The organism is Capnocytophaga sp. G1920 (assembly GCF_051417515.1).
This window is the reverse complement of record NZ_JBPRKH010000001.1, coordinates 184,781-210,856: the sequence shown is the minus strand read 5'-3', so window position 1 is coordinate 210,856 and position 26,076 is coordinate 184,781. Positions and strand designations below refer to the sequence as shown.

At 36.6% G+C, this 26,076-nt stretch carries 25 protein-coding genes; 14 read left to right on the top strand and 11 right to left on the bottom strand.

All coding sequences use genetic code 11. The features are described from left to right. Positions 1-283: 283 nt before the first annotated feature. From ACSQ7D_RS01055 to ACSQ7D_RS00995, 13 genes are all read left to right on the top strand, one after another. A complete protein-coding gene (locus ACSQ7D_RS01055; RefSeq protein WP_437135060.1) occupies positions 284-1,780 on the top strand; it encodes a hypothetical protein in 1,497 nt (498 codons plus the stop codon). A 1-nt stretch (position 1,781) separates the two neighbouring features. After that, positions 1,782-2,261, top strand: coding sequence for a hypothetical protein (locus ACSQ7D_RS01050; protein ID WP_437135059.1), 480 nt, complete (start codon positions 1,782-1,784; stop codon positions 2,259-2,261). A gap of 69 nt (positions 2,262-2,330) precedes the next feature. Further along, positions 2,331-2,810, top strand: a complete 480-nt coding sequence (locus ACSQ7D_RS01045) for a hypothetical protein (RefSeq protein ID WP_143713230.1) — start codon at positions 2,331-2,333, stop codon at positions 2,808-2,810. 70 nt (positions 2,811-2,880) lie between these two features. Next, positions 2,881-3,804 carry a hypothetical protein gene (locus ACSQ7D_RS01040; protein WP_437135058.1) on the top strand — a complete coding sequence of 308 codons (924 nt, stop codon included), beginning with the start codon at positions 2,881-2,883 and terminating at the stop codon, positions 3,802-3,804. Further along, the gene (locus ACSQ7D_RS01035) at positions 3,801-4,700 is read left to right on the top strand and encodes a hypothetical protein (RefSeq protein WP_437135057.1); all 900 of its coding nucleotides are present in this window, start codon (positions 3,801-3,803) and stop codon (positions 4,698-4,700) included. The genes ACSQ7D_RS01040 and ACSQ7D_RS01035 overlap by 4 nt, the downstream gene beginning before the upstream one ends. Then, positions 4,697-5,590, top strand: a complete 894-nt coding sequence (locus ACSQ7D_RS01030) for a hypothetical protein (RefSeq protein WP_437135056.1) — start codon at positions 4,697-4,699, stop codon at positions 5,588-5,590. Before ACSQ7D_RS01035 ends, ACSQ7D_RS01030 begins: the two co-directional genes overlap by 4 nt. A 5-nt stretch (positions 5,591-5,595) precedes the next feature. Further along, positions 5,596-6,495, top strand: a complete 900-nt coding sequence (locus ACSQ7D_RS01025) for a hypothetical protein (protein ID WP_437135055.1) — start codon at positions 5,596-5,598, stop codon at positions 6,493-6,495. Continuing rightward, complete coding sequence (locus tag ACSQ7D_RS01020) at positions 6,492-7,364, top strand: hypothetical protein (protein WP_437135054.1); 873 nt, start codon at positions 6,492-6,494, stop codon at positions 7,362-7,364. Before ACSQ7D_RS01025 ends, ACSQ7D_RS01020 begins: the two co-directional genes overlap by 4 nt. A gap of 772 nt (positions 7,365-8,136) precedes the next feature. After that, positions 8,137-9,099: a KpsF/GutQ family sugar-phosphate isomerase gene (locus ACSQ7D_RS01015; protein ID WP_009410800.1), complete on the top strand. Its 963-nt coding sequence runs from the start codon at positions 8,137-8,139 to the stop codon at positions 9,097-9,099. A 145-nt stretch (positions 9,100-9,244) separates the two neighbouring features. Beyond that, positions 9,245-9,586: a 30S ribosomal protein S6 gene (gene rpsF, locus ACSQ7D_RS01010; protein ID WP_002671370.1), complete on the top strand. Its 342-nt coding sequence runs from the start codon at positions 9,245-9,247 to the stop codon at positions 9,584-9,586. A 4-nt stretch (positions 9,587-9,590) separates the two neighbouring features. Next, complete coding sequence (gene rpsR, locus ACSQ7D_RS01005) at positions 9,591-9,869, top strand: 30S ribosomal protein S18 (RefSeq protein WP_002671374.1); 279 nt, start codon at positions 9,591-9,593, stop codon at positions 9,867-9,869. A gap of 17 nt (positions 9,870-9,886) precedes the next feature. Then, the gene (gene rplI, locus ACSQ7D_RS01000; protein ID WP_437135053.1) at positions 9,887-10,414 is read left to right on the top strand and encodes a 50S ribosomal protein L9; all 528 of its coding nucleotides are present in this window, start codon (positions 9,887-9,889) and stop codon (positions 10,412-10,414) included. Positions 10,415-10,570: 156 nt separating this feature from the next. Beyond that, complete coding sequence (locus ACSQ7D_RS00995) at positions 10,571-13,324, top strand: hypothetical protein (protein WP_437135052.1); 2,754 nt, start codon at positions 10,571-10,573, stop codon at positions 13,322-13,324. 173 nt (positions 13,325-13,497) lie between these two features. On the opposite strand, the gene ACSQ7D_RS00990 is transcribed toward ACSQ7D_RS00995, so the two are convergent. Then, complete coding sequence (locus ACSQ7D_RS00990; protein ID WP_437135051.1) at positions 13,498-15,690, bottom strand: FUSC family membrane protein; 2,193 nt, start codon at positions 15,688-15,690, stop codon at positions 13,498-13,500. 36 nt (positions 15,691-15,726) lie between these two features. On the opposite strand from ACSQ7D_RS00990, the gene ACSQ7D_RS00985 reads away from it, so the two are divergent. Further along, positions 15,727-16,284: an L-threonylcarbamoyladenylate synthase gene (locus ACSQ7D_RS00985; RefSeq protein WP_437135050.1), complete on the top strand. Its 558-nt coding sequence runs from the start codon at positions 15,727-15,729 to the stop codon at positions 16,282-16,284. Between the two features lie 8 nt (positions 16,285-16,292). Here the strand turns inward: ACSQ7D_RS00985 and ACSQ7D_RS00980 are convergent, their stop codons facing one another. The 10 genes from ACSQ7D_RS00980 to ACSQ7D_RS00935 all read right to left on the bottom strand — a co-directional run bounded on the left by ACSQ7D_RS00980 (position 16,293) and on the right by ACSQ7D_RS00935 (position 25,930). Then, entirely contained in the window at positions 16,293-17,372 is a 1,080-nt protein-coding gene (locus tag ACSQ7D_RS00980) for an efflux RND transporter periplasmic adaptor subunit (RefSeq protein ID WP_308766415.1), read from the bottom strand. A 137-nt stretch (positions 17,373-17,509) separates the two neighbouring features. Beyond that, complete coding sequence (locus ACSQ7D_RS00975; RefSeq protein WP_437135049.1) at positions 17,510-18,337, bottom strand: SAM hydrolase/SAM-dependent halogenase family protein; 828 nt, start codon at positions 18,335-18,337, stop codon at positions 17,510-17,512. 84 nt (positions 18,338-18,421) lie between these two features. After that, positions 18,422-18,649, bottom strand: a complete 228-nt coding sequence (locus ACSQ7D_RS00970; protein WP_437135048.1) for a hypothetical protein — start codon at positions 18,647-18,649, stop codon at positions 18,422-18,424. 88 nt (positions 18,650-18,737) lie between these two features. After that, positions 18,738-19,010 (bottom strand): chaperone modulator CbpM, encoded by a 273-nt coding sequence (locus tag ACSQ7D_RS00965; RefSeq protein WP_128090805.1) that lies wholly within the window; start codon positions 19,008-19,010, stop codon positions 18,738-18,740. A gap of 2 nt (positions 19,011-19,012) precedes the next feature. Further along, complete coding sequence (locus ACSQ7D_RS00960; protein WP_437135047.1) at positions 19,013-19,912, bottom strand: DnaJ C-terminal domain-containing protein; 900 nt, start codon at positions 19,910-19,912, stop codon at positions 19,013-19,015. Positions 19,913-20,031: 119 nt separating this feature from the next. Continuing rightward, positions 20,032-20,382, bottom strand: a complete 351-nt coding sequence (locus ACSQ7D_RS00955; RefSeq protein ID WP_002671387.1) for a heavy-metal-associated domain-containing protein — start codon at positions 20,380-20,382, stop codon at positions 20,032-20,034. Between the two features lie 76 nt (positions 20,383-20,458). Further along, complete coding sequence (locus tag ACSQ7D_RS00950) at positions 20,459-22,714, bottom strand: TonB-dependent receptor (protein ID WP_437135046.1); 2,256 nt, start codon at positions 22,712-22,714, stop codon at positions 20,459-20,461. A gap of 93 nt (positions 22,715-22,807) precedes the next feature. After that, positions 22,808-23,260: an HYC_CC_PP family protein gene (locus tag ACSQ7D_RS00945; protein ID WP_437135045.1), complete on the bottom strand. Its 453-nt coding sequence runs from the start codon at positions 23,258-23,260 to the stop codon at positions 22,808-22,810. Between the two features lie 26 nt (positions 23,261-23,286). Next, positions 23,287-24,288 carry a vWA domain-containing protein gene (locus tag ACSQ7D_RS00940; protein ID WP_437135044.1) on the bottom strand — a complete coding sequence of 334 codons (1,002 nt, stop codon included), beginning with the start codon at positions 24,286-24,288 and terminating at the stop codon, positions 23,287-23,289. A gap of 1 nt (position 24,289) precedes the next feature. After that, on the bottom strand, positions 24,290-25,930 hold the full coding sequence (locus ACSQ7D_RS00935; RefSeq protein ID WP_437135043.1) for a hypothetical protein: 1,641 nt from the start codon (positions 25,928-25,930) through the stop codon (positions 24,290-24,292). Positions 25,931-26,076 lie beyond the last annotated feature (146 nt).

Sequence of the window (26,076 nt, the reverse complement as noted above, 5' to 3'; positions counted from 1 at the left end):
ATTCTTGGAGAGAGATATAAGTTAAATTTACAGATTGTAGAGGGTTAAAATGTGTTAAATGTTATAGTTTGTGTTATTGAAAAAAATACAATGATTTGACTTAAACTTTGAGTTTTCAGCAATGTTTGGACAAAATGATTGAGAAAAAAATGTTAAAATGAAGGATTTACCCTATTTTTTAGCAAAGTTTGAAAGAGGAACGAAATGTTAAAATTTACTTCTGCCTATTGACTTTTAAAGAAATACATTATACTTTTGGGGCAAAAATAAAAATAAATAAACTATGAGAAAAAGAACTTTCAAATTTGGAATGTTGGCTTTGGTAGCCCTTGCGCTTACTTATTGCCAACGCGAAGAGGCTCCAGAAGCACCGCAACAAGAACCTGTTCCTACTGTAGACCCTCAAGCGGTAGTGAGCTTAAACGAAGCCAAGAGCCTTTTCGAGGCTTCAGAAAACCAGAAACGCACCACTAACAGTGTGAGCCGTAGCGGGCAACCGTTTGTTGAGTTAGAAACCGATTGGCGGTATTTTTTACAAACACAAACACTAGCAGGTGATGCTTATGCTAAAATACCTATTACGATAATAGGTTCTGACTTGAGTGCCGAAATGCTCTTCTTGAAAGAAAACGGCATAACTGAGCAATACCTCTTTATTACAGAGCCAGACAGCCTTACTAACGACAACCGCATTGTAAATGCTGACTTCTATTTGCTCACTCCTAAAGGAGAGTTTATCTCAGCCTACCGAATGACCGATGGGGTGATTAGCCACCAGTTAGTACCCAAAGTTAAGGCAAATTATAGGCTTGTAGTAGATACTGATGTGACACCAACGGGAAGAAAAAAACGAAGGAAGACACCACCCATAGAATCTATTGATACTAATAATAAAAAAGAAGGCTCTGAAGAAGAAGATGATTTTGGTGGATGCGGAGGAGATGGAGACGATGATCCTATTCAATTAGATCCAGTTGATGTTTATGGCACAATACCTGTTCATTATGGTTCTTATCCTACCTATAACGGAAACGGCTATGAAAATTTTACCAAAGGAAAAGACCCCAAACCCAGTGAAAATGGCATAGGAGGAGGAAATGGAGGATCAAGCAGTAGTGATGTAGGGGTGGGCATTGTAAAGGGAGGAAAGAAGAGTAAAAATATGAGGACAATAGATGATGAAGAGAAAGAAAAAAAAGAAGATGCTCCAGTTCTTGATAGACCTGACCACCCTATATCTGATAATAAATGTTTCTTTAGCACAGTAGACCTCAATAAAGGTGCTACATTAACCATTTATGTAGATGAGCCTAACCCTGGAACTGGAAATGTTAAAAATTGGACAAATGTAGGACATACTTTTATAGGTATCACGCAAGGCGAAAAACAATATACCTATGGTTTCTACCCTAATGTACCTGGGCACAAAACAATATCTAATAACAATGTAGATTCTGTTTTAGGAAAAGATGATAGGCATTCTTTTTCTGTTTCTTTTTCGGCGGAGATTTCTCCAGAACAGCTACAAAAGATTATAGAATTATCTGAAAAATCTTATGACCGTCAATACAATCTAAGCTACAGTAATTGTACTGATTTTGCCATATCCGTAGCAAATTTAGCAAATATCACTTTACCCTATTGTAAAGGAACTTGGACAGGAGGAGGAGGTTCTGCTCCCGGCATATTGGGCAAAGCACTAAGAGATAGTTCAGCATTTAAAAATAAAATTAATACAAGAGGAGGAACAGCTCCCGCAAGTAAAGGAAATGGTTGCTGATATGAAACAGTTATTATATTTAATCTTAGTATTGCCTTTATTAGCGATGACACCCCCTAATAAAGAGGCAAAACAGCGAAAAGTAGTAGAAGAGTATGTACATACACTTCTCAATACCGAAGATGATGCCATAAGATCCATTAGTGACAATGAAGATATTGTAAAACTTACTTCATTACTAAAACTCACGAGAACCTATACAAAAGATGAGATTGATAATGCAATAGATTTTCTGTTGTATGTAAAGCGAACCTTGCAGGGGCATAAATATAAAATACTAAACTTTAAAGAAGCTAATAAAAAACTAAAGAGAGAAGGTGGTGCTATAGCTTCTGATAAGGGAGATGTATATTATATTGATATAGATGGAGAGGGTATATTTTTTCAGGCTGCTGTAGTAGTAGATGATGATTATAAGATTATTAGTATTGCTATAGGAATGTGTGACCACCCGCAAAGGTTATGCTTTCTGTATCTTTAACAGTTAAAAAATAAGGCAATGGTAATAAAACCATTGTCTTATTTTGTAGAAATATGTAAAACTAACCTTATGAAACAGTTATTATATTTAATTTTAATACTCCCTTTACTAGCGATGACTCCTCCTAATAAAGAGGCAAAACAACGAAAAGTAGTAGAAGCGTATGTACATACGCTTCTCAATACTGACGAGGAGATCTTAAATATTTATGAAAACGAGGATATACAACAGATTTTCCCATCGTTTAAACTCACAAGAACCTATACAAAAAAAGAAATTGATGAAATAAAAGAATCTCTTTTGTATATAAAGCAAATCTTACAAGGACATAGATATAAGATACTAAACTTTAAAGAAGCTGATAAAAAACTTAAAACAGAAGGTGGTGCTGTAGCTTCTGATAGGGGAGATGTATATTATATTTATGATAAAGATCTAAAAGGTGTTTTCTTTCAGGCTGCTGTGGTAGTAGATGATGATAACAAGATTATCAGTATCGCTATAGGAATGTGTTTTAATCCTAAAAGATTGTGCTTCTTGTATCTTTAACAGTTAAAAAATAAGGCAATGGTAATAAAACCATTGTCTTATTTTGTAGAAATATGTAAAAACTAACCTTATGAAACAGTTATTATATCTATTACTTTTTTGTTCTTGTGCTGTGATGGCACAAGAACAAAAATATATATTGCTTGACAGTCTTACAGCTAACTTTAAGATAAAACACTATACGCTTGATACTTCTCCTTATGGACCTAGAAGAACTATTGAAATGTATAATGTGTTTTTTTCAAATTATGGTTTAAATAAGGGTGAAGATTATATAATGTTGTTTTCTATACTTCCTGACCTTAGTAGCAAAACTGATTGGGAAGAGATAGATTTTAGAAAAATAGAAAATAATCTTTTTCCTGTTAAAAAGATTTTTACAAGAGCTATCTATAAAGTATTTAGCGTTCCTGAAAAATTTAGTTTTTCTCTTAAAAAAGAAGATGATATTAGTGGGGTGAGATTAGTAAAAAAGGTAAAAGACAAGTATTATGTAGGCAAAATTATCAGAATAGATGACTTTTATTGTATAGAGGTGTCTCGTGAGATTCAATTAGCTACCAAAAATTTTATTCTTAATACCAATCAACCTATAGTACCTATTAACGTATTGAAGCAGAAATATAAAGAATTTAAGCCTTTTCAACAATTTTATTTAGATGATATTTTTGTTATACCTGATATCCTTGAAGGTGTTTACCTCTCTAATATAGAAGAAAAATGGGAGGATACTATGTATTTCTTTTATCAATATTCTTATTATGATAATAGAGGTATTGATGAGCTCGTTTATATTAAAGATAAAGGAATTGTGGCAGGAGCCTATGGCGATTATTTTTACCCAATAGGAAAGATCGATAGAACTGGCACTAAAAGGAGTGATTGGGACAAAGTAATTAACGGTGCTAAAAATCGTCTTTTATGGGCTGAAGAACTCAAAAAAGAATGGGCTGAGAAAGAGAAACAATTAGAAAATTGGAAGAAAGGAAAATGAAACAGTTAATTTTATATTTATTATTATTTTGTTCTTGGGCTGTAGAAGCCCAAGAACAGAAATATATATTGTTAGATAGTTTAACCGCTAACTATCAAGTAAAGAAGTATACTCTTAATACTTCCCCTTATGGACCTAAAAATACTATTGAAGTGTATAATGTATTTTTTCCATCTTATGGATTAAATAAAAACGATGATTATATCATTTTGTTTTCAATACTTCCTGATCTTAGTAGTAAGACAAACTGGGAAGCGATAGATTTTGAGAAGATAAAAAACAATCTATTTCCTACTAAAAATATTTTTAGGAGAGCTGTTTATAAAGTATTTAGTCTTCCTCTCAAGAAAGAAGATGATATTAGCGGGGTAAGATTGGTAAAAAAGATAAAAGACAAGTATTATGTAGGTAAATTTATTAGAGTAGATGACTTTTATTGTATAGAGTTACCTCGTGAGATTCAATTAGCTACCAAGAATTTTATCCTTAATACCAATCAACCTATAGTACCTATTAACGTATTGAAACAGAAATATAAAGAATTTAAGCCTTTTCAACAATTTTATTTAGATGATACACTTGTTATACCTGATATCCTTGAAGGTGTTTACCTCTCTAATATAGAAGAAAAATGGGAGGATACTATGTATTTCTTTTATCAATATTCTTATTATGATAATAGAGGTATTGATGAGCTCGTTTATATCAAAGATAAAGGAATTGTTGCAGGAGCCTATGGCGATTATTTTTATCCAATAGGTAAAAGATCCTATAAGGGGGGAGATTGGCTAAAAGTAATTCACGGTGCTAAAAATCGTTTACTTTGGGCTGAAGAACTCAAAAAGGAATGGAAAGATAAAGAGAAAGAACTTGAAAACTGGAAGAAAGGAAAATGAAGCAGTTATTATACCTATTACTTTTTTGTTCTTGGGCTATAGTGGCACAAGAACAAAAATATATACTATTAGATAGCCTTACCGCTCACTATAAGGTAAAACACTATACCCTTGATACTTCTCCCTATGGAACTAAAAACAGTATTGAGGTGTATAATGTGTTTTCAAAAAAATATGAAACAGACAAAGGAGAAGATTTCATACTCCTATTTTCTGTACTTCCTGATATTGACAGCAAAACTAATTGGGAAAAAATAGATTTTAATAAAATAAAAGACAATCTTTTTCCTACAAAAGAAATTTTTAGAAGAATTATGCACAAAGCCTTAGGTTTTTATCTTGATAAAAATAGAGATATTAGTAAGACGAAATTAGTAAAAATAATAAAGGGTGAGTACTATGTAAGTAAATATTGTTGGATAGAAGATTTTTATTGTATAAATAATCCTTTTAGTATACCTGTGGCTACCAAAAGTTTTATCATAAACACCAATCAAACTATAACTCCTATTGGGGTTCTAAGAGAAAGTTTTATGAAGTTATTTCCTCTTTGCGATGATTTCCCTTTTGAAATAACTTCTGATTTCTCTTATGCTATACCTGAATTCTTTGAAAATACTTATTTAAGTAATATAGAAGAAAAAGGTGGTAATATAATATATCATTTCTATCAATTTTCTAATCATCTACATGCAAACATAACTCGTTTTGCTTATATCAAAGATAAAGGAATCGTAGGAGGTATATATTTAAAATATTTTATAAAAGGTCCTTTTTTTACTGATAAAACAGGTAATTGGAGAAAGTTAAAACGTCTCCCTGAAAACGAATTACTTTGGGCTGAAGAACTCAAAAAAGAATGGGCTGAGAAAGAAAAAGCCAAAAAATAAGGCTTATGAAAAACTTATTTTACTTACTATTATTTTGTTCTTGTGCCACTATGGCACAAGAACAAAAATATATATTACTTGATAGTTTGACTGCTAATTTTGAGGTAAAACACTATACTCTTAATACTTCTCCTTATGGACCTAAAAATACGATTGAAATATATAATGTATTTTTTCCATTTTATGGATTAAATAAAAACGATGATTATATCATTTTGTTTTCAATACTTCCTGATCTTAGTAGTAAGACAAACTGGGAAGCGATAGATTTTGAGAAGATAAAAAACAATCTGTTTCCTACAAAAGAAATTTTCAGAAGAATTATACACAAAGTATTTAATGTCCCCCTCAAGAAAGAATACGATATTAGTAATTCTAAATTAGTAAAAAAGGTAAAAGATAAGTATTATATGAGTAAAAATCTTTGGATAGAAGATTTTTATTGCTTAGATTATCCTCGAGATATGGTAGTTGCTACCAAGAATTTTATTCTTAACACCAATCAACCTATAAAACCCATAAATGTACTAAAGAAAGATTATAAAAAAGTGATTCCTTATGACTCTTTCCCTTTAGATAGAAAAGAAATGAGTTTACTTATTCCTGATGTTTTTGAAAACACATATCTTTCCAATATAGAAGAAAAGTGGAGTGATATAATGTATTATTTTTATCAATTTTGTAATGCAGGAGGTATTAATGAACTTGTTTATATTAAAGATAAAGGAATTGTAGCGGGAGCCTATGGTGATTTCTTCTATTCGAGGGGAAAAAGAGATATTTTAGGTGGCGATTGGGTAAAAATAATAAATGATCCTAAAAATCGTCTACTATGGGCTGAAGAACTGAAAAAGGAATGGAGAGATAAAGAGAAACAATTGGAAAATTGGAAGAAAGGAAAATGAAGCAGTTAATTTTATATTTATTATTATTTTGTTCTTGGGCTGTAATGGCACAAGAACAGAAATATATACTCTTGGATAGCCTTACCGCTCACTATAAGGTAAAACACTATACATTACGCCCTCATTCTTTTTATAAAGGAAAAGAGATTGAGATGTATAATGTATTTAATCAGGGAGTTTTCTTTGGTTATAATTATTTAACCCTGATCTCGGTATTACCTGATATGAACAATGCTAACTCTTGGGTAGAAGTTTCTAAGGAAGAGGTCGAAAAAGCTGCTGTTAAGATAGAAGAGGTTCGCAGAAGTAATAAAAATAAATTCTTAAACTCATTCTCTTTAGTAAAAAAAGAAGACGACAAGTATTATAAAGCGAGATGCTGTTTAGTAGAGGTATTTCAATTGATGGATTATTCTTCAAAAGTACACTTGAACGATAATAACATCATCAATACAAAGCAAGATTTTGTTACTTATGCTGAGTTAAAAAAAGAATTGAACAAAGGAACACATATTACTAAATATGCTCAGCCAATGGAAGATAAAGAATCTTTCTTGGATAGTTGTTTTGAAAGTATTTACCTATCGGGTACAGAAAAACGCGGCAAAGATACTGTTTATCTGTTTTGGACGTTCACTGCTTGGAATAATCGCTCGGGGTTAGAGGCTTATCATCGTGGCATTGACCGCTTTGCTTATATAGAGGGCAAAGGCATTGTAGCAGGAAGTTATGATTTTTTGTTTGACACTCAAAGTCCGCTTCACTCACATAACAGTGAACCTGCTATAAAAAAAGAAGTAGGTAGAGAGTTACTTTGGGCTGAAGAACTCAAAAAAGAATGGGCTGAAAAGGAAAAGTCTAAAAAATAAGGCTTATGAAACAGGTATTATTATACTCATTATTATTTTGTCCTTGTGATGTAATGCTACAAGAAGTGAAAAAGGAATGAGCAAAGAAGAGAACAAAAAATAATTATTATAAGGCAATGGTTTTATTACCATTGCCTTATTTTTTTCAATAGAGTAGGGATTGCAAAGGTGTGTTATCGGAGAATCTCGGAGAGAATCGGAAATTATCGAAGATAGAGTTATGGTATAGTTAGCTTATAGAAAGCTTATAGGAAGCTTATACGAATCTTGGACGATTGGTATAGAAAGGGTATATAAGTAGTTAAGAATGAGGGATTAAGAGCGAAGGGTGAAGAGTTAAAAAGTGTTAATTAGGCGAAGAAAGAAGAGAGGAAAAACGAAAGGTTTAAAGTGAAAAGTGGATAGGAGGGCGAAGGTGATTTCAACTTTACCAAAATCTCAAACTTTGGCAAAGTATGTGGGGATAGTAAATAATGTGAGTTTGAAGTAGAGAAGTGAGGCTGTACCTCAGAAATTAAACAAAATTGATTTCAAAATTAAAACAAAATCAAGGATGTGCCTTGTAAAATGTTTTTTCAAGATTTCATCTTATACAGAAGGTCGTAGCACGGCAAACAGTTCTTTTTAACCAAGAGAGTACCGCAAAAAGCGAGTTAATAAAGCGTTTTAATTGTATAGAAAAGATGTTTGTTAGAAAGCAAAAAAGCGAATGGTGTTTTTATATGAACAAAAAAAGTATTACTTTTGCCTCACGCAAAACAATTTATTGAGAATGAAAACAGAAGAAATTATAACCATTGCCAAACAAACTATCAGTGAAGAAGCTCAGGCAGTTGCTAAATTAGTAGACTATATAGATGACGATTTTACTAAATCGATGGAGTATATACTGCAATCGAAGGGGCGTGTGGTGATTACAGGTATCGGGAAGAGTGCTATTATTGCTAATAAAATAGTGGCGACAATGAATTCTACTGGTACGCCTGCTATCTTTATGCACGCTGCTGATGCGATTCACGGTGACTTGGGCATCATACAACAGGACGATGTGGTGATATGCATTTCAAAAAGTGGTAATACGCCCGAAATAAAAGTATTGGTACCATTGCTTAAACGCGGTAATAACAAATTGATAGCGATTACTTCTAACAGAAATTCGGTTTTAGCCCAACAGGCTGATAGTGTGCTTTACGCTCACGTAGAGAAAGAGGCTTGCCCTAATAACTTAGCTCCGACGACTAGCACTACCGCTCAGTTGGTTTTGGGTGATGCCTTAGCGGTGTGTTTGCTTGAAATGAAGCATTTTGGTAGCAGTGATTTTGCTAAATATCACCCCGGTGGAGCATTAGGGAAACGTTTGTATTTGAAAGTGGCTGACATTGTAGTGCACAACCAAAAACCCGAAGTGGCTCCGGATACTGATATTAAGAAGGTGATTGTGGAAATATCGGAAAAGATGTTGGGGGTAGCTGCTGTGATTGATAATGGACGAATTGTGGGGGTAGTGACTGATGGGGATATCCGCAGAATGCTCAGTAAAACGGATAGTATAAAAGGATTGGTGGCTAAAGATATAATGAGTGCTAACCCTAAGACGATTGACTTGGAGAGTTTGGCTATTGATGCGTTACACCTAATGGAGAAGAATAAAATTACGCAGTTATTGGTAACGCGTGAAGGGCAATACGAGGGGATTATACACTTGCATAATTTGATACAAGAAGGTTTAATATAGATTTTAAGAAAGGTGAGGGAGTTATAATAATTGTTCATTGTCAGGTATTTGGATATTATTTTGTAAAAAATATTGCAGATTATTTGGTCAGGTAAAATAATTGTAGTACTTTTGCACCTCGAATTAAAAATTAATCATTTTATTTATGAATCAATACGAAACTGTTTTCATTTTGAATCCCGTTTTATCTGATACACAGATAAAGGAAGCAGTAGAAAAGTTTGAGAATTTTCTTACTTCAAGGGGTGCAGAATTTGTAGCAAAAGAGAATTGGGGCTTGAAGAAATTAGCTTACCCAATCCAGAACAAGAAAAGCGGATTTTACCACCTCTTCGAGTTTAAAGTAGCTGGTGAAGTAATTGATGCTTTTGAATTGGAATTCCGTCGTGATGAGCGCGTGATGCGTTACTTGACTGTGAAATTAGACAAGCACGCCATTGAGTGGGCTGAAAAGAGAAGAGCAAAGTTAAACACTAAAAAAGCGTAAGAAAATGGCAGTAGAACAAAAAAAAGGAGATATCAAATATCTTACTCCGCTAAACATCGACACTTCAAAACAAAAGAAATATTGTCGTTTTAAAAAATCAGGTATTAAATACATTGATTACAAAGATGCTGACTTCCTCTTGAAGTTTGTAAACGAGCAAGGTAAGTTGTTACCTCGTCGTCTTACTGGTACTTCATTGAAGTTCCAACGCAAGGTGGCTACCGCTGTGAAGAGAGCACGCCACTTGGCATTAATGCCTTATGTAGCCGATTTATTAAAATAATAACAGGAGTAGAAACTATGGAAATTATACTAAAACAAGACGTACATAATTTAGGTTTTAAGGACGATGTCGTTACAGTAAAGAACGGCTACGGACGTAATTACCTCATTCCGCAAGGATTTGCAATTTTGGCTACTCCCTCAGCAAAAAAGGTATTAGCTGAAAATTTAAAACAGAAAGCTTACAAAGAGCAACACATTATTGATGAGGCTAAGAAAACAGCTCAAGCACTTTCGTCATTGGCGGTAAAAATTATTGCCAAAGTAGGTGCTGGAGATAAGCTTTTTGGGTCAATTAATAATGGTGATTTGGCACAAGAATTAGCCAAAGCGGGTCACGATATTGACAAGAAATTTATTTCTATCGCAGGTAACACCATCAAACGTGCTGGGAAATACAATGCTTCTATCCGTTTACACCGTGAAGTAATTGTTGATTTTCCATTTGAAATTATAGCAGAAGTAGCAAAAGTAGAAGCAAAACCTGCAAAAAAGGCTGAAGAGCCCAAAACGGAAATTGCTACTGAGCAACCTGCTGAAAACTAATAAATTATAAGGATTTAAATAGTTCATATCAATTATAATTTTTGATACCTATAAGGGAAATTTACCTTTGTAGGTATTTTTTTTACAATAAAATTTTTGTATATTAAAAATAATGTGTACTTTTGTACCAATTTTAGCAGAATCTCAAAAAATACTATGGAATCCAAAATTAATACAATAGGTCTAACAATATGGGGTTACAAGCAGGGATGCAAGGTGTTAGCCTCACAAGGAGTTAACTTTCAGCTGCAAGAAGTAAAGGACAGATTGAAAGATATCAGTGCCTTTATACGCATACACACCCCGCGTGTAGATTTTTACACATTGCAGTTTAGCAATAGTTACAAGATATACACACAATACCGTTCCTCAAAAGAAGTGAATGGACAAAGCGGTGTGTATATAGCCATTTCATTGTATATACCACATTTTTTACAATGGAGAGGGGTACGACAAGTATTGAACTTGTTAATGGATATGTACTTTGCAGAGCATATCAATTACGAGAACAATATTCCGTTACTCAATGAAAAAGAGGATATATTTCCATATTTTAATCTTCTGAGAGGGTACGAAAAGCAGTTGGTAGAGGAACCAGTAACGGCTTCTTTTGCATTAGACCAAAGCTATATGCCTAAGGTTTTCCCTTATATGGATATTTATGAGGTAGATAAGTACTTCAATATGCCTTACCGTCCTGAGTTTGAGAAATACCAAGACCTTGTGTTCTTGCGCAAAGAATTTGTGGAAGACCCTCGAGCTTATAGTATTGACTTCCTTTTTCCAGAATACGCAATACCTAGAACAAGTACATCTACTTTCCAAACAACCAATGCAGGAGGAAGTAGTGGAGCTTCTCGGTTTGTGCCTTCTAATGCTAATATTAAGATATTGGCTTTTATGAAGAATGGTAAAGACGTGGGAGCTACCTATATGAACGAAGTCTTCTCGGACGATGATACTATTGAAGTGCTTCTTGAAAAATCGAGATACTACGAGATGTTCTCTTATCACGATACGATTAAGAAAGCGATAAAAAGAGGTTATATCAAGAAAGTACAAAACAATTATACTTTTGATTTAATTCCTTTTGCTCCAAAAGAGTTTAAGGTGTACGTAGAAACTCCTCAACGAGAGTTTGAGAAATACATTTCGTTCTTATCATTAGAGAGTACAACTTTTAAAGCTAAGCTATACTCTAATACAAAGGGATATTACTTTTTACTAAAAGGAGATGAGGCACGCAATGTATTCAACCTTAGTTACAATGGTATTGTTTTCAAGAGTAACTATATGGTAGATGATAGGGTGGCCTTATCAGTACCTTTTGAGAAGTATCAGTTTACGATTATTTCGAGCACTATAACTTCAGTATCTCTAAAAATCAATGGTATTGTATTCAGTAAAAACTTGCGCAGTGATTCGCCTGTAGAGATTGTTTTACCGGAGAACTTATACCATTTTGAGTTTGAAAATCAAGATACAGGAAGAGTTATTAGTATATCGAAGAGCGGGGAGGTTAATTTTGATAGAGCTAAAGGAACTTACAATCCACAAATGATTGGCTCAGAGAGTCCTGAGTTTTCTAATGGTTTATCAGTAGTAAACAGAGGGGTTGCTACCACTGAACGAGGCGAAGCGATAGAGATGAACACTAAGTCTCGTGCGTTTTGGATAAAGATTGCTTCGGCAGTTGCTTTTGTTTTAATATTAGTAGGTGTAGGCTATTGGTTTATTTTCCCGATGCTTAAAAATCCTGTGAAGGCTTATGTAGCAATCAATTCGGAGAGTGAAATAGACGAAATGCACTTCTTAACCAATATAGATGAGCGCACTTACGAGATTGAGGATTCTTATATTAGGTTAAAAAAGAGCTTGCCTATCGCTGAGACAAAATTGGTTGTTAGCTTCAAAGAAGAGGGGAAAGACACTCTGTTATTAAATGAAGAACAACTCAATAAGTTAGCTAAAATGGTGGAAGCAAATAGCAAAGATACTCTTAAAATAGATTTGATTTCACCTGCAATGGCATTTCTTTTGGATGTGAATAATTGGAAAGAAACTCACGCAGACCCTAAGGGAAGTCTTTTTATAGCAGAAGCCCAAAAGCGCAATTTCCTTACAGATAAATTACGACCTGAGTTTGAAAAAGCCGTATGGGAAAATTTCTTAAAGGATTTTGATTATTCTGCTTATAATAGTGAACAAGTAGATAGCCTTTTGCGTCCTTATTTAAAAGGAGGTTCTTCTGAATTGAAGTCTTATCAAACAGATTTGCAAAGAATAATTAGAGAAAGTAAAGCACGTGACCAAGTGGAAGTGGCTGTAGAAAGACCTAAGAGAGAAGAGCAACCTGCTACCAAACCTGAAGCAACTGTTGTTAATAGAAATGAAACTACAGTAGGAAGAACACCTAAAACAGTTACCCCTTCTTACAATACTGAAAGACCTGTAACTATAAGTGAGCCACGTGATCCTAAAACAGTGAAACGAGGAGAGAATACTACTCGACCTATCGCTAAAAATGTATCGCTTACAGAAACTTTTGTTACAGATATGAAACGCTTTAATTCACAGGCTTGTTCTGAAGAAGTTGTAGATAGAGTGAAAATGAATTTAAAACGTTTGGAAGGCAATGATTGGAGTGTGGTAATGTTTGAATTTAACCAAGGTAGAAGAGAGATAGAGGAACGTGCGAACCAATATAGTATGTTCTTTACAGCACTTAAAAATGGTACTTCTATTGACCAAGTTAAACCTTCTTACTTTGGAGGACAGACTAGCTTGATTAATTACCTTAAAAAAGGAACCAATTACGAATTGGTAAAAGGGAAGGCTAATCTCAAAACTTTTGCTGATATTCGCCAAGCTATTGTGAATATGGGGGTAGACCCCAAAACAATTCGCTAAGAGATATTGCCTTTTATCTTAAAATACTATACTTATGTTAGAAGTTTTCAATAACCTCGAAGCCTTACTTAAAGGCTTTTGGTTAGTAACTATTCCATTTGTAGAACAATTATAATTATAAGATAAATAATAAAAACTAAGGCGTCATCAATTTGGTGACGCCTTAGTTTTTATTACGTATTGATAGACCGAATAGCTTGTTCTAAGTTCTTCGCTAGTCCAAATAGATAGTTGAACTGTTCTCCATAGAATTGTGTCTCTCGCATTGAGATAGGTGAAGAGGTATCTGTATTTTGAGGAGTGTCTATTATTTCTCTAATGGACTGATTAAATTGTTCAATAGGCGTTTTATAATCAGTTTGAGCAGTAGCCGTAGGTTCAACAAGTAACGTCAAACAGTGTTGCAAGGCTGCTATAAGACTCTCAATTGCCTCGTTGAATACCGCTTTAGGGAAGGTTACTTTCTTGCTGTTCAACCTAATGCCAAACGAAGCCACAGAGGCTAAGAAAGTTTGCTGTATCACGATAATCCCGTATACCGATGGATTTTTATACTGCATAAACTTCGGCTCTTGTAACATTCGTTGGAAGGTGGTATTTAGGTTTGAGAGTGCTAACACAGCTTCTTTGCGCGATACTTTATAGGCAGTGGTAATCCCTTCTCCGGTGTTAAAAATCTCTTTTACTTGCTGTAAGTAACCGATATTAGCTTTTACTGATTTGGTAACCGCTTCTCTATAAGTATTGTGTTCCCACGTAGGCAAAATGAGATAATTACCTGCAAACGATAGTCCAACCCCTATAATGGTATCCAATAGGCGGTCATAAATAAGGCTGTAAACATTAGGTGTAATCAGTGCAAAAATAAATATCGCACTGATAGTGATGAATATAGAGGCGTACATATAGTTCTCCTGAATCAACCCAAAAGCAATAGGCATACACAAAATAGCGACATAGAGGTACAAACTAGGGTAGGGGAGTAGGTAAATCACTGCAAACGAAGCAACCCCACCAATCATAGTGCCATAAACCCTGCTGAGTGAGCGCTCTTGGGTAATCCCAAAACCAGGGCGCATAATAATGAAGATGGTAAGGATAATCCAGTAGGCATTGTTGATAGGGAATATATCACCTATGAGGTAACCCAAAAATACCACTATAGATAGGCGCATTGCGTGCCTAAAAAAGGTAGATTTTAAAGATATATGGTCTTTGAGTCGTCGCCACGAGTAGTTTTGGTAACTCACAAACTTGCGATAAGTACTCTCGTCGCGCACTCCTGCATCGTTGCTGTAATAATTCTCAAAAATATGTCGGATATTTTCAATAGAATGATACTGACTTTCTATGTAGATATAAAAATTTCGCAACAGCAAAGCGCGTTCTTTATCTGCTTCCGATACTTCTGAAAGTGCTTTCAAGGCTTCGTTCTTCTCTTTGGTTTGCGCTAATAAGCCTTTTAAACAGTTGTCTAATTGTATCTTTTTGCGTGACCCAATGTATTCGGACATTTGTTGTAGCTGTCTCGATAGCTCTTTGAGAAAATCTACATAAGTTTGTAAATATTCACGATGCTCGGCAAAAGCCTTGTCCACTTTCTCATATTGTACGGGGTTGGCTAAAGCTAGCTCGAAGATATCCACTAGCTCTATAAACATCAAAAATTGGCGTTGCAGGTAATCGGTTTTACCTGATTTGCTCCGTGAATCAAGTACGGCTTCACGGAGCTTTTCATATTTTTCATTAAGGCTTGTTTGCAGGTTGATGAGCTTTTTGAGTCCTTCGCTTCTGTCTTTGGCGATGAGTAAGTCAGCTCTTACCGAAAAAAACTCTGCCGTAAGAGCAAAGCACTTCCCTAATAGCTGTTCACTGTACAAACGCGGACGTATTTTTAGGAATATATACACTAATACACTGTACCACAAACCTCCTAATAACACACAACCGCTGTACAACACGATACCCCACCCTATTTGTAAGTGGGCTAAAGTAGAGGCTATCTCAAACAATCCCGCGAAAGCTACCATTGTAGCGCGATGTCCGTATAACGAAATATAAGCATTGCCGAAGGTGAGTAGGAATATGGTAGGCAGTAATAAGTACTCGTAAGGAGCCGTGAGGTTTACCAAAGTAGAACTGATAGTTGCTAGTAATGTTGCTATGAAAAGACCACCATAGAGGTGTTTTTGATTCCCTGGAATATCGCTGGGCGAAATCGCAACAATACTCAAAGCTATAGGTATACCAATATCCATTAGGTCAAAGCAATAGCCCAACCCTAAGGGAATAAGCACCGCAATAGTTTTGAGGCACCCTTTGAAGAAAGAAAAACTTTTAAAGAATGATATGATGGAGGTATACATTTTTTACATATATTTGCGGGCAAAATTACAAAACTAATGGCAAATAACCATCTGATAACTGAAATATTAAAGGCAGGAAAGATAATTCTATACCCCACCGATACCGTTTGGGGTTTGGGTTGTGATGCTACAAATCCTGAAGCGGTAGCTAAAATTTTCCAAATAAAACAACGCAGTGAGAGTAAAAGCCTCATCATTTTAGTGAGTGATACAGAGATGTTACAACACTATGTAACGGATATACCTCCTAAGGTGCTTACCTATCTTCAAACCTTGCAAGAGCCTACCACTATTATTTATAGTCACCCTTTGCATTTGGCTAAGAACGTGATAGCTGCTGATAATACAGTAGCCATTAGGGTCGTGCAAGATGTGTTCTGCCAACAGATGATTGCCGATTTTGGCAAACCTATAGTCTCTACCTCTGCTAATATCAGTGGAGAGCCAACACCTTTGTATTACCAACTCATTAATCCCCAAATTATTGCACAATGTGATTATGTAGTACCTTACCGTCAAGACGATACCCAAATAAAAAATCCCTCACGTCTGATTAGGTTTGATACAGACGGAGAGATTCAAATATTAAGATAAATAGTAAGTTACTCTACTATTTTCACAGGTGTTCCGTTATCTATATTAATTTGTCCACTGGTAATCACTTCTTCACCAACAGTAAGTCCGCTGATGATTTCTACCTTATCACCAAAGTTGCGACCGCTTTTCACATTTGCCATTTCAGCTTTAAGCACCTCCTGACCTTTAGCATTTTTGCTACTTACTATTTTAAAAATTTTATTTTGGCTCACACTACCCACGAAAGCAGAATGAGGTACCACAAGAGCTGTAACCTCATCATTACCACTGCCAAACTGTGCAGTCGCATACATTCCCGCTTTTAGCTTTTTGTCTTTGTTGGCTACCAATATTTCTACGGGAAATTTGAGAGCTCCATTAGATTTCGGTGCGATAAAAGTAATTTTCCCCTCTACTAATTCAGAAGAAGTGCTGGGTTTAATTTTAACAACATCCCCCACTTTTAGTTCTCCTACTTGACTTTCATCTACGGTAATTTTCAACTTCAAATTGTCGATATTTACCACGTTGAATAACGTCTGTCCAGCACTTACAAGAGTTCCTTCCTCTACCTCTTTGCTAGTTACAATCCCGTTGATTTTACTACGCACCGCTGTATCACCCGATACAATAGCTGCTGAATTATAGTTCGCTTGGGCGTTTTTGAGTTGCAAGCGCGCTTGTTCCAATTGTTGAGCGGTAACTCCTCCTGTTTGGTAAGCACTTTCAAAGCGCTTTAAATCCGATTTTGCAGTTTCGAGTACCGCTTTGGCATTGTCTAACTGCACATTGGTTCTGTCGGCTTTTGTTTGCGCCAATACTTGCCCTGCTCTCACAAAATCGCCCTCTTTTACGTAAATTTTTATGACTTGTCCTCCTACTTCTGAAGATACATTTAGGTCTTGTTCCGCTACAAAAGTACCGTTAGCCGTAAAAAGGTCGGCTACTTTTTCTTCTGTTACTTTGGCAGCACGTACGGCTACTTGGGCTTCTTTTTGGGCTACAATAGCTACCTCTTCAGCATTTTTCTGTTTGTTAGAATATAGGCGGAGCCCCATTAATCCTACAAGGACTATTATGATAACTGTAGTAATTATTTTTTTCATTTTTCTTAAATTACTGTATTAAGTGTTCTAAATCGGGGGCAAAGGTATAACAAAAAACTTAATAAACAAAAAAAGTTTCCATATTTTTACCTTCATTCACTTTTTTCTCATTCTTCATTGGGTTGTTTTATTTGCTATTAAATGAAGTGAACACTCACTCTATCAAGGTAATTGATGTCTAATAAAGAAGAAGCTCCCCCCACTGTATGAGTATCACTTTTGTAAACACTACACTGCAAATAGCCCAGGTCGTTAAACAGAAGCATTCGTTTTCCATCGGGAGCGCGAAGGTCAAGAGGAACACTAAAATCAATAAATTCGCTGTATTGGTTATAAATCTTTTTGAAAGTATACATATTAAAGATAACCTCAAAAGCTCTATCCTGCCTTATTTCTTCAAATAATTTCCTACTGATATTGCTCACCGCATTGCCATAGTGGTCAATATAAATAATCGTACCGTAAACGAAACGTTTATCAGCAGATATCTCTGGTTTAAAATGAGTAGCCTCTAAATACGTATCGGTTTTCTTGCCTATTTTGTTAAGGGGGATATTTTCGCATATTTTCTGGGCAATCAAAGGGAATGAATACAGCGTAGGGAAAAGTTCAGTGCTTTGTTCGCCTCTTATTTCGTACAGTTCAGCGTTCTTTTTATCTTCTGCTAAAAGATGAAAAATACCGTTATCAGCCCCGATAAAATAATGCCCGTTCAGTTTCATTACCATATGTCTTTTCTCAGGAGTGCGCTCCGCATCTACTCCTATGATATGTATACTCCCTTTTGGGTAATGTACATAAGCATTCTTTAAGATGAAGGCAGCTTGAAACACATCAAAAGGTGATATCAAATGCGAGATATCTACCACGCAAGCTTCGGGGCACTTACTATAAATAGCACCCTTTACAGCTCCCACCGAGTAATCTCGTAAACCAAAATCAGTAGTTAATGTAATGATTTTCATTCCTTTTGTTATAATGATATCAAGTTTAAAACAGCATAAATATATAAGTATGAAGTTAACATACCTCCTTTAAATCTGCAATAATCAATCCTTAAGCTTTCCCCCATTATCCTTCATCATTTCTTCGTCATTTGTTTGCCCTTCCTTCGTCATTTGTTTATCTGCCCGTGTGGCTCGCACCGTCATTTGTTCGTTCTTCCTTCGTCTTTTGTTCGTCTTTTGTTCGTCTTTTGTTCGTCTTTTGTTCGTCTTTTGTTCGTCTTTTGTTCGTCTTTTCTTCGTTAATTGTTTATCTGCCTGTGCGGCTCGCACCTGCCTATCGTGCTACGACTACCCGTGCGGCTCGCACCGTCTTTCCTATAAGCTTTCTATAAGCTTCTCCCAAATTAACCATTAATCATTAACCATTATCTTTTACCTCCAATCTCACTCCCTTTAATTCTTCAATTTGTTGTAATAGCCTATGAATAATCTCCAACCCAGCCATATTCACTTCAAGGTCGTAATGCCAATTAGTAAAACGTTCAAAAGCCGAAAGCTGGTCGTAATGCAGGTAAGTAGTGTTGTCAATCACTTCCGTTTCTATAAGTCCACTTGATTCTAAATCGTCAAAGAATGTGATTTCTATATTGTACAAACGAACGATGTCTTCTTTTGAAATTCTATCTTTCATAATTATGAATTTTTAAGTTGTTCAAATAATGCTTTTTGTTGTTCCGTAAGATTTTTAGGCAATTGTACTTGATAGGTTACAAAAAGGTCGCCAAACGCGCCTTCTTGCTTGTACACAGGAAAACCTTTACCTTTTAAGCGCACCGTAGTGCCATTTTGTGTCTCAGGAGCTACTTTCATTTTCACTTTACCACTAAGGGTATCTATCTGCACTTCGCCACCTAACATAGCTGTATATAGGTCGATATTTACAGTAGTTTTCAAATCGTTGCCATTGCGTTCAAACTGAGCGTCGGGTTCAATATGGAAAGTGATATACAAATCACCGTTAGGTCCTCCGTTATATCCTTCGTATCCGTGACCCTTTAGCTTAATTTGCAACCCTTCATATACCCCCGCAGGTACTGTGATGCGTATATTCTTGCCGTTCACCGTAAAAGTACGTTGCTGAGCAGTTGCCACTTCTCGCAGTGGTAGCGACATATCCGCAAAAATATCCTGTCCTTTAAACTTACCTGAGGCACTACCGTAACCTCTACCAAATCCCGAAGTCCGTCCACCAAACATATCTTTGAAGAAATCAGAGTAGTCTCCCTCAGAATAGTTACCTCCACCAAAACCTTCAAAGCCTCCAAATCCACCTTGTGAGCGTTGCTGTTGTTGGGCTTTTTCGTACTCTTCTCCGTATTTCCAGTGTTCGCCATACTTATCGTATTTAGCACGGTTTTCAGGATTGCTAAGCACTTCGTTAGCCTCGTTAATCTCTTTAAATTTCTGCTCTGCCGTCTTATCGTTGGGGTTCATATCAGGGTGATACTTGCGTGCCAACTTCCGGTAAGCTTTCTTTATATCGTCTTGGGTAGCAGTTTTTTCTACCCCTAAGGTTTTATAGTAATCTATCATCTCTAATAATTTAACAGTCGCAAAGATACTACTTTATTTGATATATTTTGTATACAAATGATAAAAAAATAGGAAGAGATGAACTTATCTCTTCCTATGATTGTGTTTTTGCTTAGGTTCTAAGGCAAGCGTTGGTACAAGCAACAGTGGTGTAACTTATTGTACACTTCGTCGTCAGCGCGTTCTTTGCCTGCGTCGTGTCCTACTTTGGCAATGGCTTTTTGTACATCGCTTTCGCTACATTTGCGTTCGTCAAAAATAAGAGTCATATTCCCACTCTTGATGTTCCAATTAGCGCTCTTTACGCCTTTTACGCTGTAAGCTGCTTTTTCTATGCGCGCTTTGCACTGTTCACAGTTGCCTCCTACGGCAAACTCTACTTTCTTGTTTTTGTTAGGTGCTTGTTGAGCACTTGCGGTAGTGAGTCCAAAGAAACTCAAAGCTACCCATAATAAAATACGTGTTTTCATTCTGAAAAATATTTATTAGTTGTTTGTTTTTAATCATTAGTCGTTAGCTTTCTAACCACTAACCATTATTTGCTAATTATAGAATTTTAAATCTTAATCCTGCGTAATACATCTGTCCGAAAGCAGGAGCGTACTGCATAGTACTATCAAAATACGCACCAAAAGGGTCGTTGGCAGCCAAAATTCCGTTCTCTTGCTTATAATTGGTGATATTTTCACCACCTACATATATCTCAAAAGTCTTAGAGAATACTTTGGTGATTTGGGCATTGAGTGTAGCAAATGAGGGAGCGTAATCGTTAAGCCTATAAGCCACTGGATTCGTAGCCGTAGTAGGTAAGCGTTGTTCTCCTAACCAATTGAAGGTTACATCAAACTTCCATTGCGAATGGTTGTTCTCGTGACGCTCGGGAGTCTCGTAAGCTACATTGGCAAACCAACGGTGTTTTGGAGTGAGAGTTTTCTCCAATTGTCCTTTGGTAAACTGTGTTTGCACATCGTAATACTTGTAGGCTGCTTTAAAGTCCAAACCTTTGGCAGGTGTGATACTGAACTCAGCTTGTAAAGAGTTAGCAAAGCTATTACCATTCAGGTTATAAAACAAGGCTTGTTGGGGAGAGTTATCCAAATCTACTACTACTTGATTGTCAAAATCAGTGCGGTAGAAGTCTATGGAGAACTCAGCGTTCTTGCCCAATACTTTAAATGCTTGCAAAAAGCTCACGCCGTAATTCCAAGCGATTTCAGGGTTCAAACCGTAGAGCTTACCACCATCACCTCCTACGATAGTAAACTCTCGTGCAGAAGCCAAGAGCTGTTGGTTCTCAGCAATCACATTAGCAGCTCGTTTGCCTCGTCCTGCCGATACTCTAAAAGTAGCTTGCTTCCAAGGATTGTAACGCACGTGCAAGCGTGGAGTGATAAAGTTTCCTAAGTGATTATGACTGTCGGCGCGTACCCCTGCCACAAAACTGAAGTTGCTTAAATTGTCGTAAGTGTATTCAAAGAAGGCACCCACCGAGCGGTCTACACGTGAAAAATCCTCTGTGAGAGCCCTAGTACTAAGCATCTCGTTGTAATCGTCGTAAGTACCGTTGAGTCCTGTGGCAAACTTGTGCTTGGTATTGGTGATGATAGAGTTGTATATCAAGTTGCCATACCAACTTTTTTGGTGTATATCATAGCGATTCAAACCAAAGTAGGAATCCTGCTTGTGCGATTGAAAAGAGTTTTGTAAGCCTATGCTCTTATAAGGCGTATCAGGGAATACATACCCTATTTTGTTAGATGCGCTGAGGCGTTCGGAGTTTACTTCACTGCCCCAAGCATTAGTAGTCCCTTTGTCAGTCAGCGGATTAAAGCGCAATTCACCTGCCTGGCGCTCATCTTTCATATAATGGAGGTTCAAAAAGCCTACCCAACCCTTTTGAGCATCGGCGTACTGCCAACGATTCAACAAGTTGATTTGGTTGCCTATCGGGTTATCTATAAAACCATCGTGATTGTGGTCAGCTTTTTGCTGACGCACATTGCCGTGTGCAAAGAGGGTAGTTGCCCATTTATCAGAGAGCTTTTTATTGGTATGTGCATTGATTTCGTAGCGGTTATCCTCCGATGCGTATAAGTTCAAGAAAAAAGGAATGGCACTGATAGGCTTCTCTATTTCATAATTGATTTGCCCCGAAATACTCTCATACCCGTTAATCACACTCCCTGCTCCTTTGGTAATCTGGATACTCTCAATCCACGTACCAGGCACAAACGAGAGTCCGTAGGCTTGCGAAGCTCCGCGCATCGTAGGAATATTCTCCTCTGCCATTAATATGTACGGACTGGTCAAACCTAACATCTTTATCTGTTTGTTACCCGTAACGGCGTCCGAGAAGTTCACATCAATCGACGGATTGGTAGAAAAACTCTCCGATAGGTTGCAACAAGCGGCTTTCAGCAGTTCTCCACTGCTCATTGTGTGCACATCGGCTACTTGCCACTGCGATTTCATTGTATTAGCACGTTTGTAGCTTACTACTACCTCTTCTAAAGTAGTTTCAGGCTCTAACTGAATGTGTAAAGGTGTGTTACCGCTTACTTTCACAGTTTTCTTTTTATACCCTACATAGCTTACTACTAAAGTAGAACTTCCCTCAGGTCGTTTCAAGGTAAAAGCTCCTTCGTTATCGGTAGAAGTCCCTATTTGGGTGCCTTCCCAATATACATCAGCACCTATAAGTGGTGTCTTGTTTTCATCGACTACAGACCCTTTGCTAAAATTTTGAGCAAAGAGCGACAAGGGCAACAACAGCCCTAATAAAAAGATATATTTTTTGTACATTATTGTCTTGTTTTATTCAGTTCAGGAATTAGAATTTAAGGATTAGAAAACAGAGGTAAACTCCTTTACTCCTTACCTCTTATCTCTTATCTCTTATCTTTTACCTGAATAAAACACTCTCTGGCAGTACAATTCGTACAGAGGCGGAGCATTCAGCTGTGTAAAGAAATCAGTAGTGATAGATTTCTTTGCCGTCTCAGTAATGCTTACCTCTTCTAATATGGGTAGGGTAGGGGTAGCTATTACAAAGGGTTGTAATTGCAGCTCCAATACCTTTACTACCGATGTACTATCAGAAATAGAAGAAGTGATAGATGTGTCGTCACAACACTTTTTATGTGAAGTTTCTGTTTCGTTCTCATCGTCATCCGAAGCACAGCAAGAGTCCATTGTAGTACAGTCTTCCTCTTCCTCACTTGCAGAAGTAAGGTACTCTAAGGACACTGACGATAAGGTGTCTTTACAATAATGAAAAGTAATCGCCCACCCTGAATTGGAGAACAGGATAAGCGCTGATAATAATATGTTGATAAGTTTTCTTTTCATTACGGGGGCAAAGATATGACAATTTTTTATATCTCGTTTCTAAAGATAGTATTTTTTAGTAGAAATTCGAGTAGTAATAAAACAACAGCAATTATCGCTAAGGGTCTGAATTTCTCATCTACCTCAGTGTATTTAAACTCTTCAATCTTGGTAGTCTCCATCTTGTTGATTTCATTGTAAATCTGTTGGAGCTTTTGGTTGTCAGTGGCACGAAAGTATCTCCCGTGTGTTACTTCAGCTATCTTTTTCATTAGAGGCTCATCTATTTCCACTTGTAACATACGGTACATTATGCTACCGTCAGGATTGAGTGCGTAAGGAGAGAGCGCCGTTCCATTGGAGCCTATCCCTATTGTATATACTCTAATACCGTACTCAGCAGCCAACTCAGCTGCGGTTTGTGGGTCTATAAATCCTGTGTTGTTCACCCCATCGGTAAGGAGGATAATAACTCTACTCTTGGCTTTACTTTCTTTGAGTCGGTTTACAGCCGTTGCCAGTCCCATACCGATGGCTGTACCGTCTTCTATTTGTCCATAAGTAAGTTCCGAAAGAGCGTTTAAGATAATACCTTTATCCGTAGTCACAGGAGTTTTAGTATAGCTTTCTCCTGCGTAGATAACAAGTCCAATACGGTCATTAGGACGGTCTTTTACAAATTGTGAAGCTACCTTTTTTAGTGCTTCAAAACGGTTAGGCTTTAAGTCTTTTGAAAGCATACTCGCCGATACGTCTATTGCCATTACAATATCTATCCCATCAGTAATCTTTGTGTGTGCATTTTCTGAATGGGTTTGTGGGCGTGCTAATGCTATAATTAGTAAGGCTACTGCCAATAAGCGCAAGGTAAATAAAGAATGGTATAAATGGTCTTTCCACGAACTCATCTTCTTAAAAGCAATAGTGGAAGATATAGTTACATTCGGTTTAGATTTTTTATTCCAATACCAATACCACGCCACCATTAGTGGTAAGACTAATAGTAACCAAAAGAACTGTGGATTGGCAAAAGTAATATTTTTAAGCATATTATTCTGTTTTAAATACAATAGAATTGATAACTCTTTGTGCTATCTTATCGGCGTTAGGTTCGTCTATATGGGTGATAAGAACTTGTTGGAGCGCATTGTTTTCAGTAAAACTGTACAGCTCATAAGAAGCGCTAAAGTATTTACCTTTCTCATTAGGAATACTCATTTTGCCAAAAACTTTTATACCTTTTGCACCGCTGGGCGAGGTGTATTCTTCCTGCAAGGTAGTGATGTTCTTCGCCTTAGCTTTATCCAATTGCGAAAGCACTATTTCATTCACCTTTTGTGGGTCTAAGGTAAGTCCACCGCCTTGTTCCTCTTGTTGAGGTGCTGTATGTTGGGCGTCTTTCTTAAAGGTAATGATATTGGTCATTATGTATAAAGGTGAATTAAGACTGCCGTAATAGAAAGTATATTGCTTATCTATAATCGATTTGTATTCCGCTACGTCTACTATTTGCTTGCGAATGAGTATCTCTGGGGTAGTGAGCTCAGTAATAGGATAACCGTAATCACTTGTTACCCACTCGCTGCGATTGATACTCGCATAAGTATTGAAGTATTTGTTGTACAAGATACTATATCCCATAAGCAATACAGGAGCTAATACTACAAAACAAAGCGCGACGATAAGAGCCACTCGGTTGCGTCTTTTTCTGCGTTCTCTTATTTTCAGTACGCTCATTGCGAAAGCGTCTTGTGTAGGCACTTCCCCTTCGGCTACTACCACAGGGATAGCCTCTTTGGTTTTGATAACCACATTCTCAATGGTCTCACGGTCGTATTCAGCATTGTTGTCCGAGGGCTTACTCTTGGCAAATTTCACCAAGTCGGCATTTTGTAATACCCGTTTGAGGTTGCTGATAGTCTCTTCCGATAAGTGTAGCTTTCCTGCTTCTTGCAAGGCACTAATTTTACCCAAAAGCTCATCTGTGGTACTCTCTTTGGCTAAAATATGTACCTCATCTTCCAAGTATTCTTTTACAATATCGGTAAGCCGAGTATAATAGGCTTTGTGTTGTGATTCTATAAGGTATTTAGAATTTTGTAAGTCTTTTAGGTCTTGTATGGCGCGCTCAAAAGGAGGTAACTTTTTGCGCTCTTCTTCGGCTGATAATTTCTTCTTGCGGAAGACGAAGAAGTATAATCCACCTGCTACTAAAAGGAGTCCTATAATTCCTAAAATAATCCATAACCACATACGTGAAGCCATAGGTGAGGCTACTTCGGTAATAGGTTTAATGTCGTATAAAGGCTGTTTGAGCGTATCTACCGCTACGGTATGTACTTCTACAAGTAGCGAGTCGGTATAGTAGTCTTTGTTACTGATGTGTATCCTTTGTCGCGGAATGGTGTACTTTCCTTCATCAAATTGAGTAAGGTAGTAGGCTTTTTCCAAACGAAACTTACCTCCCTCTTTCAAGGTATCAGTAGGGTCGGCTTTTACCATTTCTAACGGACTAAAACTCTGCCCTTCCGGAAATACCACAGCCGCATCAGCAGGGGCTTCTACCGATATCTTGTATTCTATCTGTTCCCCTATTTTTATGTTCTTTGTATTAGTCTCTACCTTCACCTCTTGTGCGTAAAGAGTAGGAAATACAAATAATATTAATATGAAATATAATATTCGTCTCATTTTACCGCATTAATACTTAATTTAGTCTCTTACCTTATTACCTCTTACTCACATACCCAACTGTAAGCCCTCGATAGCTTTACCTTTTACCTCTTACCTTTTACCTTTTACCTTTTACCTTTTACCTTATTACCTTTTACCTTATT

Bases quoted from the DNA above. Each gene is read 5' to 3' on its own strand.
- ACSQ7D_RS00945 (WP_437135045.1), bottom strand. From the start codon at position 23,260: ATGAAAAGAAAACTTATCAACATATTATTATCAGCGCTTATCCTGTTC.
- ACSQ7D_RS01015 (WP_009410800.1), top strand. From the start codon at position 8,137: ATGAAAACAGAAGAAATTATAACCATTGCCAAACAAACTATCAGTGAA.
- ACSQ7D_RS00955 (WP_002671387.1), bottom strand. From the start codon at position 20,382: ATGAAAACACGTATTTTATTATGGGTAGCTTTGAGTTTCTTTGGACTC.
- ACSQ7D_RS00985 (WP_437135050.1), top strand. From the start codon at position 15,727: ATGGCAAATAACCATCTGATAACTGAAATATTAAAGGCAGGAAAGATA.
- rpsR (WP_002671374.1), top strand. From the start codon at position 9,591: ATGGCAGTAGAACAAAAAAAAGGAGATATCAAATATCTTACTCCGCTA.
- rplI (WP_437135053.1), top strand. From the start codon at position 9,887: ATGGAAATTATACTAAAACAAGACGTACATAATTTAGGTTTTAAGGAC.
- ACSQ7D_RS01050 (WP_437135059.1), top strand. From the start codon at position 1,782: ATGAAACAGTTATTATATTTAATCTTAGTATTGCCTTTATTAGCGATG.
- ACSQ7D_RS01035 (WP_437135057.1), top strand. From the start codon at position 3,801: ATGAAACAGTTAATTTTATATTTATTATTATTTTGTTCTTGGGCTGTA.
- rpsF (WP_002671370.1), top strand. From the start codon at position 9,245: ATGAATCAATACGAAACTGTTTTCATTTTGAATCCCGTTTTATCTGAT.
- ACSQ7D_RS01030 (WP_437135056.1), top strand. From the start codon at position 4,697: ATGAAGCAGTTATTATACCTATTACTTTTTTGTTCTTGGGCTATAGTG.
- ACSQ7D_RS00950 (WP_437135046.1), bottom strand. From the start codon at position 22,714: ATGTACAAAAAATATATCTTTTTATTAGGGCTGTTGTTGCCCTTGTCG.
- ACSQ7D_RS00940 (WP_437135044.1), bottom strand. From the start codon at position 24,288: ATGCTTAAAAATATTACTTTTGCCAATCCACAGTTCTTTTGGTTACTA.
- ACSQ7D_RS00980 (WP_308766415.1), bottom strand. From the start codon at position 17,372: ATGAAAAAAATAATTACTACAGTTATCATAATAGTCCTTGTAGGATTA.
- ACSQ7D_RS01025 (WP_437135055.1), top strand. From the start codon at position 5,596: ATGAAAAACTTATTTTACTTACTATTATTTTGTTCTTGTGCCACTATG.
- ACSQ7D_RS01020 (WP_437135054.1), top strand. From the start codon at position 6,492: ATGAAGCAGTTAATTTTATATTTATTATTATTTTGTTCTTGGGCTGTA.
- ACSQ7D_RS00965 (WP_128090805.1), bottom strand. From the start codon at position 19,010: ATGAAAGATAGAATTTCAAAAGAAGACATCGTTCGTTTGTACAATATA.
- ACSQ7D_RS01045 (WP_143713230.1), top strand. From the start codon at position 2,331: ATGAAACAGTTATTATATTTAATTTTAATACTCCCTTTACTAGCGATG.
- ACSQ7D_RS00995 (WP_437135052.1), top strand. From the start codon at position 10,571: ATGGAATCCAAAATTAATACAATAGGTCTAACAATATGGGGTTACAAG.
- ACSQ7D_RS00935 (WP_437135043.1), bottom strand. From the start codon at position 25,930: ATGAGACGAATATTATATTTCATATTAATATTATTTGTATTTCCTACT.
- ACSQ7D_RS01040 (WP_437135058.1), top strand. From the start codon at position 2,881: ATGAAACAGTTATTATATCTATTACTTTTTTGTTCTTGTGCTGTGATG.
- ACSQ7D_RS00975 (WP_437135049.1), bottom strand. From the start codon at position 18,337: ATGAAAATCATTACATTAACTACTGATTTTGGTTTACGAGATTACTCG.
- ACSQ7D_RS00990 (WP_437135051.1), bottom strand. From the start codon at position 15,690: ATGTATACCTCCATCATATCATTCTTTAAAAGTTTTTCTTTCTTCAAA.
- ACSQ7D_RS00960 (WP_437135047.1), bottom strand. From the start codon at position 19,912: ATGATAGATTACTATAAAACCTTAGGGGTAGAAAAAACTGCTACCCAA.
- ACSQ7D_RS01055 (WP_437135060.1), top strand. From the start codon at position 284: ATGAGAAAAAGAACTTTCAAATTTGGAATGTTGGCTTTGGTAGCCCTT.